Annotated in this window: 9 protein-coding genes; all 9 read right to left on the reverse strand. The window is 65.5% G+C overall.

The window, feature by feature from the left end; translation table 11 throughout:
- Window positions 1-5: 5 nt before the first annotated feature.
- The 9 genes from AC5RVN_RS12555 to AC5RVN_RS12595 all read right to left on the reverse strand — a co-directional run bounded on the left by AC5RVN_RS12555 (window position 6) and on the right by AC5RVN_RS12595 (window position 12540).
- Window positions 6-872: an intradiol ring-cleavage dioxygenase gene (locus AC5RVN_RS12555; RefSeq protein WP_494138137.1), complete on the reverse strand. Its 867-nt coding sequence runs from the start codon at window positions 870-872 to the stop codon at window positions 6-8.
- A gap of 77 nt (window positions 873-949) precedes the next feature.
- The gene (locus AC5RVN_RS12560; RefSeq protein WP_494138138.1) at window positions 950-1837 is read right to left on the reverse strand and encodes an ABC transporter permease; all 888 of its coding nucleotides are present in this window, start codon (window positions 1835-1837) and stop codon (window positions 950-952) included.
- 11 nt (window positions 1838-1848) lie between these two features.
- Window positions 1849-2796, reverse strand: a complete 948-nt coding sequence (locus tag AC5RVN_RS12565) for an ABC transporter ATP-binding protein (protein ID WP_494138139.1) — start codon at window positions 2794-2796, stop codon at window positions 1849-1851.
- Between the two features lie 172 nt (window positions 2797-2968).
- Window positions 2969-4465 (reverse strand): bifunctional phosphatase PAP2/diacylglycerol kinase family protein, encoded by a 1497-nt coding sequence (locus tag AC5RVN_RS12570; RefSeq protein ID WP_494138140.1) that lies wholly within the window; start codon window positions 4463-4465, stop codon window positions 2969-2971.
- 79 nt (window positions 4466-4544) lie between these two features.
- Window positions 4545-5741 carry an MFS transporter gene (locus tag AC5RVN_RS12575; RefSeq protein ID WP_494138141.1) on the reverse strand — a complete coding sequence of 399 codons (1197 nt, stop codon included), beginning with the start codon at window positions 5739-5741 and terminating at the stop codon, window positions 4545-4547.
- A gap of 62 nt (window positions 5742-5803) precedes the next feature.
- Complete coding sequence (locus AC5RVN_RS12580; RefSeq protein WP_494105882.1) at window positions 5804-7486, reverse strand: ABC-F family ATP-binding cassette domain-containing protein; 1683 nt, start codon at window positions 7484-7486, stop codon at window positions 5804-5806.
- An 88-nt stretch (window positions 7487-7574) separates the two neighbouring features.
- Window positions 7575-9563, reverse strand: a complete 1989-nt coding sequence (locus tag AC5RVN_RS12585) for a penicillin-binding transpeptidase domain-containing protein (protein ID WP_494138142.1) — start codon at window positions 9561-9563, stop codon at window positions 7575-7577.
- Window positions 9564-9632: 69 nt separating this feature from the next.
- Complete coding sequence (locus AC5RVN_RS12590; RefSeq protein WP_494138143.1) at window positions 9633-11081, reverse strand: phytoene desaturase family protein; 1449 nt, start codon at window positions 11079-11081, stop codon at window positions 9633-9635.
- Entirely contained in the window at window positions 11074-12540 is a 1467-nt protein-coding gene (locus AC5RVN_RS12595) for a glycosyltransferase family 87 protein (RefSeq protein WP_494138144.1), read from the reverse strand. Before AC5RVN_RS12595 ends, AC5RVN_RS12590 begins: the two co-directional genes overlap by 8 nt.
- Between the last annotated feature and the right edge of the window lie 9 nt (window positions 12541-12549).

Consider the following 12549-nt stretch of genomic DNA (forward strand, 5'->3'; position numbering starts at 1 on the left):
CGAGTCTAGATGGTGACGTTCAGCCCTGCCGTGTAGCCTGCTGCGGCTGATCCTGCCATGGTGGCGAGCTGGTAGATGCCGCCGTCGTTTCGAAACACGCTGTCCTGCTGGAGGCTGGTGCGGCCCATGGCGCGCCGGCTGGCCCCGTAGCCGGGGGTGGAGTAAACGTCGTCGCACGCCGCTTTGGTCAGCGCGATCTGCGAAACGGCCAGCACCTGCCCTGCAGCCGTCGCATTGCGCATGGACTCGAACACCTCAAAATGAATATGCGGCCAGCGCCCGGGGTAGGCGCCCGGGAAGATGGAGGTGAAGGTGGCCTGTCCGTTTGCGTCTGCTTCCTGGACGCCCCGGAGATAGTTTTCGCTGGACAGTTCGGGATCGTACATCGAGTACCTGCCGTCCCGGTCGCAGTGCCAGGCGTACACGGCGGCGCCGGCCAGTGGAACGCAGCCGTTGGCGTTGTCCAGCAGCGTCAGGGTGAAGGCCAGCGGTACGCCTTCAGCCCTGGCGGTTCCCGTCCCGAAGCTGGACGCGATGTCCCGCCGGACGACTCCCGAGGCTTCGAGCAGGTTTGGTCCGTTTGAGCCGTCGGCCGGAAAGGGTCCGGCTGTTTCCTTCGGTATCTCCATGCCGCACTCGGCGATGGCGCGGGTCAGGGTGGGCGACGGCGAGGCCCCGGCCGCAGTTCCGCCGGCCGCCGGGGCGGCGGAGGACGTCGCAGTGCCGGGGGAGCCGCCGGGAGTGCAGGCGGCCAAAGCAGCGGCAGCCCCGCCCGCACCGAAGAACATGCCCAGCGACCGTCGGCTCATGATGGTGGACAGATCGAACTCGAGGCCGCGGTCGTGGTCCGGGTGGGGAACATGCTTGCTCATGGAACTATCCAACCCGCCCGCACCCCACCTGCATAGAGCGTTTCCTGTACGGGAAGCCTCAGGAGGATCCTGGCCCCTCAGACGTCGCGTTTCTTCAGCACGATCATTGCCGGGACCAGGAACAGCAGCACGTAGCCGAGGAAGATCAGCCCGCCGTGCCAGGGGTCAATCACGCCGTCGGTGTGGCCAATCGAAAGGAAGCGCCCGCCGGCCTCGCTGGGAATGTACTGGGGAACGTACTTCCAGAAGTCACCGGGGATAAGGGTCATGAAGCCGGCTGCGATGGACAGGACGAAGAACATTGCCACCAGGACGGTGATGCCACCGGCGGAGTTGCGCAGCAAGGTTCCCAGGGAAAGGCCGATCAAGGCAACCCCGGCTACGTACAGGCCACCGGTGAAGATGCTGTAGAGCACGCCCTCCGTGGTCCAGTCGAGGTCAAAGCCCATGCCCTGGAACACCGGCATGGCGATCAGGAAGGTGGCCGCTCCGGCAATGGTGGTGATCACGTAGGAGATAGCAGCAAGGATGATCGCCTTAGCCACAAAGGCCGGCGTGCGCCGGGGGACGGCGCTCATCGTGGAACGGATCATGCCGGTGGCGTATTCGGAGGACATGAAGAGCACTGCCAGTGACCCGAGGATCAGGATGCCGATCTGGAGCCCGGCGTTGGGCAGGTTGTAAAGGTCGAAGCCCGAACCCGGGGGGAAGGATGCCTCGAGCATTTCGGGGGTCATCGTCTGGCCCTGCTCCCTGGCGCTGCGCGCTGTCTCCTCCAGGTAGGTGTAGCGGATCAGGACGGCCAGCGCGCCGATGCCGATGATGGCTGCCAGCGTCAGCAGCAACAGGATGCGGGTGGACATCAGCGACCAAAGCTTGATCCATTCGGACCGCAGGACGCCGCCGAAGGTCACGCCTTTGGTGCCGGCGGAGGAACGGGTGGGCCCGGTTCGGGTCTCAGTCATGGTGCTCATCCTTACTTTCCTGCCACAGCCGGGGCAGACACTGCGGGGCCGCCGGCCAGGTGTGAGTGGTATTCCACTTCGTCCTTGGTGAGGTCGAAGTATGCGTCTTCAAGGGAGGACACCTGCGGAGTGAGTTCGTAGAGGAGGACGCCGTTGTCCAGGGCGATCCGGGCGATGCCCCGTGAGTCCATTCCCGTGACTTCGAGGGTTTCCGGCTCGCTCTGGTCCACCGTGACGCCGTCGCCGGCCAGCAGGGCGGACAGTTGCAGGGCTGCACTGGTGCGCACCAGCGTCCTGGTCTGCCGGGTTCCGGCGATGATGTCCTTGACCGGGGCATCGGCAATAATCCGCCCGCGCCCGATGACTATCAGGTGGTCCGCGGTCTGTGCCATCTCGCTCATGAGGTGGGAGGAAAGGAAGATCGTCTTGCCTTGGTTGGCGAGGTACCGGACGAGGTTGCGGACCCACAGGACGCCCTCCGGGTCCAGGCCGTTGACCGGCTCGTCCAGGATAAGTGTTTGGGGATCACCCAAAAGTGCCGCAGCGATGCCCAGCCGCTGGCCCATGCCGAGCGAGAAGCCGCCGGCCTTCTTGCGGGCCACCGCTTCCAGGCCGGTCATTTCGATGACTTCCCTGACCCGTGTCTTGGAAATGCCGTGCGTGGCGGCCATGGCCAGCAGATGGTTGTAGCCGCTGCGGCTGGTGTGCACGGCCTTGGCGTCCAGCAGTGCGCCCACCTCATGCAGCGGCGCCTTGTGCTCTGCGTACGGCCGCCCGTTTACGGTGACGGAGCCTGACGTCGGCCGGTCCAGCCCCATGATCATGCGCATGGTGGTCGATTTTCCGGCGCCATTGGGGCCCAGGAAGCCAGTGACCTGCCCTGCCTGGACGGTGAAGCTGACCCCTGCCACGGCGGTTTTTCCCCCGTAAACCTTGGTCAGGCCTTTTGCCTCAATCATGGATTGTTCCTTTTGGACGGCAGCGCGCGGCTGCGGATGTTGGGACGCTTGTATATCCACCACGGTACCGATGCGCGGCCCCCTTTTCCGCGCTCTCAGGGATGATTCAGGGGTAAACCGGGGTGGTCCCCGGAAGTGACTCCGGTCAGGAAGCATTCAAGAAGGAAAACTGTCAGGGGCGGGGGGAGTAGTAGGTGAGGGCCCGGGGCAGCACCCGGTAGGTCACGCTGCGCACGCCAACCAGAGCCTCGCCGTCGACCGCCAGCGCCATCGGTGACCCGCCTGCTTCGATGTGCACTTCCTCTGCCTCTGATAAGTGGGTGATTTTTGAGGTGGCCACCGTGCCGGTCAGTACGCACCACAGCAGGCGCAGCCGGGCGAAAGACTCATCGGCGGTGATCAGGCGGACGTCCAGGATGCCGTCGTCCATGACCGGCCGCAGCAGCGGGGCATGGTCCCGGGGATAGTACCGCCCCCGGCCCACGTACGCGATCCAGACTTTGTGCAGCCTGCCGTCCACCGTCAAAGTGGTGGGGCTGCCCACCGTGAACGTACGGAACATCGCCACTACTCCGGCAAGGGGTTTCCCCAAGGCGGGCTGCAGTTGACGCCGCTGGCGGACAAAATCGGGATACAGGCCGACGCTGGAGGTGTTAAGCATGATCAGTTCCGCTGTTTCAGGCTTTCCCTCGAGCCCCCGTTCAACCGTGACTGTTCCGACGTCGGCCAGCGCCGCTGCACCCTTCGATGAGGCCGACAGGGCTTCCGTGAGGCTCCCCGTGCCGGCGTCGCGGGCAAAGTGGTTCAGGGTTCCGCCGGGCAGGACGAGCAGTGGGATGGCCCGTTCGACGGCCACGGCCGCCGCGGCTCCCACCGTGCCGTCCCCGCCCCAGACGCCCAGTGCACGGGTTCCGGGGTGGCCCGCGATCTCGTGGATGGCCGCCACCAGGTTTTCGTCCGGCAGCACGGTCTCTACATACGCCTTGGGGAATACCTGTAGAAGTGCGGCAGCTGTCTCCTCCTTGAAAGAGCCGCCCAGCGTGTTGACCACGACCGCCAGCCCATCACCTTCAGGCAGTTGGGGCGCTGTGGTCCAGGTCCTGGCCGTTGGAGGCAGGGGCGGGCGGACGGGCCACCACCGCCGGGTCAGCAGCGCCGCGCCGGCACCCAGCGCCGATCCGAAGATCACGTCTGAGGGCCAGTGCGCCCCGGTATGAACCCGGGAGTACGCTACTCCCAGCGCCGCGGGGGCCAGTGCAGCCCCCAGGGCGGGCTTCACCAGTCCCGCGCCCACGGCGAATCCGACGGCAGAAGCCGAGTGGCCCGAGGGCATGGACGAACTGCGCGGTTGGGGATGCACGAACCGGAACACCGGAAGATGTTCGGGCAGCGGGCGGGCCCGGGGCAGGAGGGTCTTGAAGATTCCGTTGGTAACGGCAGAAGCCACCGCCTGGGCCAGAAGTCCATGAAGTGCAGCGCGTCGGGGCATGCCGGGGGAGGTGGCAAGAACGCCAGCGACGCCCATCCAAAGTTTTCCGTGGTTCGCAGAAGCGGACAGTTGGCGGAAGAAGACGTCGTGGTTTCCGCCGGGCAACCTCGATACATGCCGTACGAGGTATCTGTCTGTCCGGCTGATCCACTGATGGCCCCTGCGCCATTTCCCGTGCATGCCCTCACCCTACCGCCGTGGCTGCTTCCGGTGGGGGCCATCTCGGCGCGCATGCCAGCCCGTACTTCGGGTAATGCGGTTACTTGGTGGTCAACGGCTTGGCGGCGCCGGCCAGCAGCAGGGCGACGAGGATGGGCGCAAGGATCGCCAGCAGCGCGAGGTGGATTCCCGTGAGGTCGCCCAGGTATCCCAGGAGGGGCGGCCCGGCCAGGAATGAGATGTATCCGAGGGTCGAAACCACCGAGACCCTCGCCGCTGCGTGCCGGGGGTCGTCGGCAGCCGCCGACATCCCCATGGGAAAGGCCAATGCTGCTCCTACGCCCCAAAGCGCGGCGCCCACAGCAGCAAGCCACACGTTGCCGGCGAGCACAAACAGGCAAAGGCCGGCGGCGGCTGCTGCCATGCTGGCGCGGAGGACGGCGACGCGGCCGTACTTGTCGATAACGTTTCCCCCAAGGAACCGCATGGCGGTCATTGCGAGGACAAAGAGGGCGAACATCAGGGCGCCGGTTGATTCGGAGGTGCCCAGGCCGTCAACGGATGCCTTGGCGATCCAGTCATTGCCCGCGCCCTCGGTCAGGGTGGCACCAAGGACAACGACACCGATGAGCAGGGTCCTGCCGTCCCGCCAGGCCGAAGGGCCCTTGACAACTTTCGGCTCACCGTCGACCGGGGCAGGTGTTGTCGTGTGCGGCAGGAAGTAGCGCGGAACGGTCAGGGTCACCAGCAGCACGATGCCCGCGATGACCAGCAGGTGCACCGGCAGTCCAACGCCAAGGTTCGAAAGCCCGGCCCCGATGAGGGCACCCACGAAAGCTCCGCCGCTGAAGGCAGCGTGGAACTGGGGCATGATGGTGCGCCGAAGTTTGTGTTCGACGTCAGCCCCTTCAATGTTCTGCGAAACGTCCCACAGGCCGATCGCGATGCCAAAGAAGAACAGGGCGATGGCAGTGCCCGGAATGGAGGCTGCGGCCAAGGACAGCGCAATGCCCACACCGGCCGCTGAGGCCAGGAGTCCGCCGAAGCGTACGGCGTTGGCGGTGCCGATCCTGCCCACTACCCAACCGGCGGTCGGCAGGGCGAGTAATGAGCCGACGGCGGTGCAGAGCAGCAGGGTGCCCATCTGGCCGGAGGTGATCTCCAGGGTCTCGGTGACTGCAGGAATCCGCGCAGCCCAGCTGGCGAACACCAGACCGTTGATGCCGAAGACAACGAACGTCGCGGCGGCTGCTGCCTTCAAACCGGCATGCTGTGCCGTTCCGGTATTTATGCTCATTCATTCACTACTTCCACAGAGTTGTCTTCGATGGACTGCTCAACTGCTGATGAGAGCGGGGGTCAGCGGGCGCGCGCCACGCGCTTCTCATCCCACACGGGTTCAGCGGACTCGTACACCTTGCCGTCGGAACCGAACACCAGAAAGCGGTCAAAGGTCCTGGCGAACCAGCGGTCGTGTGTCACGGCCAGGACGGTGCCTTCAAAGTGGTCAATGGCCCGTTCCAGGGCCTCGGCCGAGTGCAGGTCCAGGTTATCCGTAGGCTCATCCAACAGGAGCAGGGTGGCCCCGCTGAGCTGCAGGAGCAGGATCTGGAACCGGGCCTGCTGGCCGCCCGAAAGGGACTCGTACTTTTGCTCCGACTGGCCTGCCAGCCCGTAGCCGTCCAATGCCCCGGCTGCTGCCTCACGGCCCAGGCCGGACCGGTGTTCGTCGCCGCGGTGCAGGATCTCCAGCAGCGTCTTGCCGAGGAGGTCCGGCCGGACGTGGGTCTGGGCGAAGAACCCGGGACGGATCCTGGCGCCGAGTTTCACGGTGCCCTCGTGCGGCACTTCGGCGATCTCCACATCGGAGACCGGCAGGTGCTCCCGTTCCGGATCGGTGCCGCCGGTGGCAAGCAACCGCAGGAAGTGCGATTTGCCCGAGCCGTTGGATCCCAGGACACCCACCCGGTCACCAAACCATACCTCTGTGGAAAACGGCTTCATCAGCCCGGTGAGCTCGAGCTTCTCGGCCACGATCGCGCGTTTGGCGGTCCGCCCGCCCTTCAGCCGCATCTGCACGTTCTGCTCGATGGGCAGCGCCTCAGGCGGCCCCATTTCCAGGAACTTCGCCAGGCGGGTCTGGGCTGCGTGGTAGCGGTTGGCCATATCGGACCGGAACGCAGCCTTGTTTTTATACATGTTGACGAGTTCCTTGAGCTTGACGTGCTCCTCGTCCCACCGCTTGCGCAGTTCCTCGAAGCGGGCGTTCCGGTCCGCCCGCGCCTCCACGTAGGAGCCGAAGCCGCCGCCGTGGATCCAGGCCCCCGCCCCGTTAATGCCCGGTTCCAGCGTGACAATGCGCCCCGCCGCGTTGTTCAGCAGTTCGCGGTCGTGGCTGATGAAGAAGACCGTTTTCTTCGATTCGTTGAGTTTGTCCTCGAGCCAGCGCTTCCCGGGTACGTCCAGGTAGTTGTCCGGTTCATCCAGCAGCAGCAGGTCGTCGGGTCCGGCAAAGAGTGCCTCCAGCACCAGCCGCTTTTGCTCGCCGCCGGAAAGTGTCGACGCCGGGCGGTGCTGCGCGCGGTCAAAGGGCAATCCCAGCGCAGCCATGCACACTTCGTCCCAAACGGTCTCGACGTCGTAACCACCGGCGTCTCCCCAGTCCACGATGGCCTGGGCGTAGCGCATCTGGCTTGGTTCGTCGTCGTCCTCCACCATGGCCAGCTCGGCCTCATCCACCTCACGGGCAGCTGCGGCGAGGGCCGGCGGCGCCGCGGACACCAGCAGGTCGCGGACAGTGGACCCGTCCCGCACCTGGCCCACGAACTGCCGCATGATGCCCATGTTCCCGGAGCGTCCGATCACGCCTTCATCCGGAACCAGGTCCCCGGCGATGATCCGGAACAGCGTTGTTTTACCAGTGCCGTTGGGGCCGATAAGGGCGGTCTTGGTGCCGTCCGGAACCTTGAAGGTCACCCCGTTGAGCAGCTGTGTGCCATCGGAGAGGAAGTAATCGATACCGGATACGTCAATATGGGCCACGTACTCCATCTTCCCATGCCCCGGCAGCGCAGTTTTTGGCACATACCGCTGCCTGAATGGCCCGGAAGCCGGGCATCCACCGCAGACTCTAGCCGGCAGCCGTGAGGAATTTCTGCAGCAACGGCCCGGATGTTGTTGCCCCCAGCCCGCCGTCCTCAACAAACACGGCGACGGCAAGATCACCGTGCACAGCCACAATCCAGGCGTGGGTCTTGGGCGGATTCGCATTGCCGAACTCGGCAGTGCCGGTCTTGGCCCCCACCGGAGCCCCGGGGACGCTGGAGAGGAAACCGGCGTGCCCGGACGTTACAACGGCGCGCATCATGTCTGCCAGCAGTGTTGCCTCTTCAGGAGTGATGGGCTTGTCCGACGCCTGGGACGGCGCCTCCGCGGAGGCTGTGGCGGACGGCTGGGCAGCGGGAGCAGTTGAGCCGCTGGTTGTTCCCTCAGCGGCGGCACCGGCGTCGGGGTTCAGGACCAGCTGCGGCGCAACCGGTGCACCCTTGGCCACGGAGCCCGCCATCATGGCAGCTGCCAGGGGCGAGAGCAGCACCTTTCCCTGGCCGATCATGGACGCAGCGTGCTCGGTGCCGGCGGCTTCGCCGGGGACTGAGCCCAGGAAGGCGTCGGCGCCGAGGGTGGGTGCTTCCACCGCAAGGCCCATGGCCATCGCAGCGTCCTCCAGCTGCCCTTGGGAGACGGTGTCACGGGCGGCAATGAAGGCGGTGTTGCAGGAGTGTGCGAAAGCGTCGCGAAGGGTCACCGATCCCAGGGAGCCCTCGGGGTACCCTTCCGCGTTTTTGAAGGTGCGTCCGTCCACCGCCAACGTGGGGGTGCATTCCACTGTCGACTCAGGGTTCAGTCCGTTGCGGAACATCGCCAGCGAGTCCACCATCTTGAAGATGGATCCGGGGGCGTACTGGCCAAGCATGGCCGTGTTGTAGCCGTTGCTTCCCGAGCCTGATGCGGCCGCCAGGACGGCGCCGCTGGAAGGGCGGAGCGCAACAATTGCGGAGGCGGGTCCCACACCTTCGAGGGTGGTCTCGGCAAGGGACTGCAGCTTGGGATCCAGGGTTGTTTTCACCGGTGTTCCCGGCGTGGGCTTCACTTCGAAGAGCACCCGGCGGGGGTCCGTTGCGGCGGACTGGATCTGTTCCCTGGTCAGGTCGGCACGCTGGGCACGGACAACGACGGCGTCCGTCCCCCGAAGCTGCTTGTCGTACTGCTGCTGGAGGCCGCCGACGCCTGTCACATCACCCGGAGCCAGCTCACCTTCGGATGCCTCAATCTGCTCGGCAGTAGCCTCACCCACCGAACCCAGCACGGCGCGGGCAAACGTCCGGCTGGGGGCCAGGGGCACCGAGGCGGGAACGGCGCGCGCCCCGGGAATCGCCGCGATCTGCTCATCGGTGATGGTGCGGCCTTCTTCGCGCAGGGTTATCGCAGACACGAACGCCTCCGCGCCGGAAGCCTGGACCTGCTGGACGTAGGCGTCCGGGTCCACTCCTACCAATGCAGCAAGCTTTGCAGCAGAATCAGCAGGATCTGCGGCACCAAGCTGCGGCTTGTCGATGCCGACGTTAACCACCGGCCGGTAGGTCACCAGGGGTACGTCCCCGGCGCCAAGGATGTCTGCCCGCTGGGGCGACTGTGAGCCTTTGCTCAGGACCTCGCTGTCGGCAAGGTCCGGTGCCAGGGTGGCCGGGTCCCAGACCGTGAGCCACTTATCCCCGGACTTCTTGAACTTGGCTGAAACGGTGTACTTCCACTCGGTGCCGCCGAAGTTCCAGGTGTAGTTCAGGGGCACTGAGGCGTTGTCACCCTCGAGGGCCAGTTCGCCTGCTTCGACGGCGGGCTTAACGGGATCCAGCGCGGCAAAAACTTTCTTCAGCTGGTCATTGGCAGCTGCTGAATCCTTGCCGTCAAAGGGCACTGAGCCCACATCGAGTCCGGAGACGGCGGCAGCCAACTGCCCCGCAGCCTCTTCAGCGCCGCTCCTTCCGTCGTCACAGGCAACCAGCGAAGTCCCGAGAATGACGGCAGCGATGCCCAAAGAAAGTTTTGTTGATATCCCCATTGCGCCATTATCCCCCGCTTCAATGCTGGGCTTGTCACATGACGCGCCTTCCGCGCAACCAGGGCACGTTCAGGTGGCAGGCAGGCCGAGTCGGGGCACCGAAAGGCCAAACATGTCGCGGAGGGCATGTTTGGCGGCGTAATAGCCTGGCATGCCCGTAACACCCGGTCCTGGCGGAGTGGAAGAGGAACACAGGTAGACGCCGCGCAGCGGGGTCCGCCACGGGACGCGCGACACAACGGGCCTCTGCACGAGGTTCAGCATGTCCATGGTGCCCGCGCTGAAGTCTCCGCCAACGTAGTTCCGGTTGTACTTTGCCAGGCCCGCGGCTGTGATGGCCTTCGACTCCACCACAAGGTCCCGGAACCCGGGAGCGAAGCGCTCCAGCTGGGCGGTGATGGCCTCGGTCATGTCCCGGGTGGACCCGGTGGGGACATGGCAGTAGGCCCAGAGGGTGTGGTGCCCCGCCGGCGCCCGGCTGGAGTCGAAGCGGGACTGCTGGGCCACCAGGACGTACGGGCGTTCCGGGTGCTTGCCGGCGTTCACTTCGTTCTCGGAGCGTGCAACTTCTGCCCGGGTGCCGCCCAGGTGAATGGTTCCGGCGTCGGCCAGTTCCTTCGCCGCCCACGGCACAGGTCCTGAGAGGATGAAATCTACTTTGCAGGAGCCGTTTCCGTACCTGAAGGATTCCAAAGCACCGCGGTAGCGCACGGGAAGCGCGCCGCCGGCCATGTTCAGCAGCCCCTGCGGAGCGACGTTCAGCAAAGTTGCCCGGGTTGCGGGAAGATCCTCAAGCCGGTCGATCGGGGCGTCCGTGTGGATAACGCCGCCGTGTGCAACGAAGTCCTCTGCCATCGCGGCGGCTATGGCAGCGGATCCGCCTTCGGGAATGGGCCAGCCTCCGGCATGTCCAAGTGCACCAAGCATCAACCCGCCGCCGGAAGCTGCAAGGGATGGCTGGTGCGAGATGGGATGGGCGGCCACACCGCTGAGCAGTGCGGGCGCCAAATCTTCCTTAAACCGGGCGTTCCACAGTACAGATCCCTGCTCCAACGTCCGCAGCCCGAACAACCCTGCCGCCAGAGGGTTGCGGGGGATGCGGAGAAGTTGGTTTTGGGTGAAGTCCATGATGCCGTCGATGCGGTCAACAAGGGGTGACATCAGACGCCGGTAGGCATCGCCGTCGCGGCCCAGCCCTGCAGCTGTCCTGTCCAGGGACCGGTAGGCGAGGGCAGCCCTGCCTCCATCCAGCGGGGACCCGTAGGACAGCTCCGGGGTGATGAGGTTAATCCGGCGGGACAGTTCAAAGGCCTTGAAAAAGGGTGAGGCCACCGCCATGGGATGCACGGCGGAGCAGATGTCGTGGAAGTGCCCGGGCCGCATGACTTCGCTGGTGCGCGCGCCGCCACCGATGGTTTTGCCGGCCTCGAAAAGCTCCACGGAAAGCCCCGCCCGCGCCATTACTGCAGCTGCTGCCAGCCCGTTGGGCCCGGCGCCCACCACCGCCACATCAGGCATTGGAACCAACCTTCCAGGGCAGTAGGGAGTCTGACCGGTTTCGAAGGTTCAACCTGAGCCAGTCCGGCGCACCGGTGAAGGGTCCGCCGTGGGGATCGTCGAGGTGATGCCGCCGGATGGGGTCGTAGTCCGGGTTATAGATGTCCCAGGTTACGCGCAGCATGAGGTAGCCCACCGCAGCCATGTGTGCCGCCACGGCGAGAACGTAGTAGGGCATATCCAGGTTGTGCTGGGAAGAGCCTGCGCTGGTCACTTGTCCAAGGTACATCCACACTGCTGCCCAGTGCAGGCCTTCAACTCCCTGCCAGATCAGAAAGTCGCGCCATCTGGGCCGGGCCAGCGCCAGGAGGGGGATCAGCCACACCACGAACTGGGGTGAGTAGACCTTGCCGGTAAGGATGAAGGCCGCCACGATGAGGAAGGCCAGTTGGGCCAGGCGGGGACGCCGGTGGGCGGTCAGGGCGACGGCTGCAATGGCCGCGCAGGACAGCAGGAACAGGCCCAGGGATAAGAAGTCGACGGCGGCCGGGCTGAGTTCCGCCCACCGCAGCCGGTTCGCCACAAGGTTGTAGGCGAACCACGGCGAGCTGTAGCCGGCACCGCGGTCAGCGCTAAACTGGAAAAAGTAAGCCCAGCCGGCGGGATTCGCGGCGGCGAAGGGCAGGTTGACAGCCAGCCAGGAGGCACCGGCAGCACCCGATGTCACCAGGAAGGGGCGGAAACGGCCGGTCCGCACTGCCAGCAGCAGGATCGCACCCAATACAAGCACTGGATACAGCTTCGTGGCAGTGCCCAGCCCGATGAAGACCCCGGCAAGCACAGGCTGCCGGCGCGCGAAAAAGAACATGCCCAGGGCGAGCAGCGCCACCGCCCACAGGTCCCAGTTGATGGTGCCGGCCAGCACGATGCCTGGGGCCAGGGCCACCATGGCCGAATCCCAGGGCCGGCGGCTGGTCATTCTGGCGGTAGCCAGGACCGTGATCACCGTGACAGCGGCCAGGAGCGCCGCATTGATGTCAAAGTAGGCGAGCACGGTCGAATCCGATACCCCGGTCCCGGGAACCAGCCATGCCGTTACTCCTGCGATCAGGGCGATCAGGACCGGGTACTCAAACTGGCTGCCGGCGCCGAGGATGGGAAAGGTCCCCTCTGCCAGTCCACGGTTTCGAAAAAGCTCGGGAAAGTCGGAATAGCATGTGGCGTAGAACTGTGTGGGGGACTCCCAGCCGTTGGCGCGGCAATACCCTTTGACCAGGAGGCCCGCGAACGCCGCCAGGACGGTAAGCAGTATCAAAACGCGTTCCACGGTGAAAATGCCCGGGGAGACGATGCCCGGCGCCGCCCGCGATCCGAGGGGTCCGCCGATGACTTCGGTGAAGTTGCGCAACAGGACGTCACTGCGGCTGGGAACTACCAGGCGGGACCGCCCTCGATGCTCCGGCGGCTGGGTCTCCTGCATGGAACCGAG

This window comes from Arthrobacter sp. sptzw32, assembly GCF_059089735.1.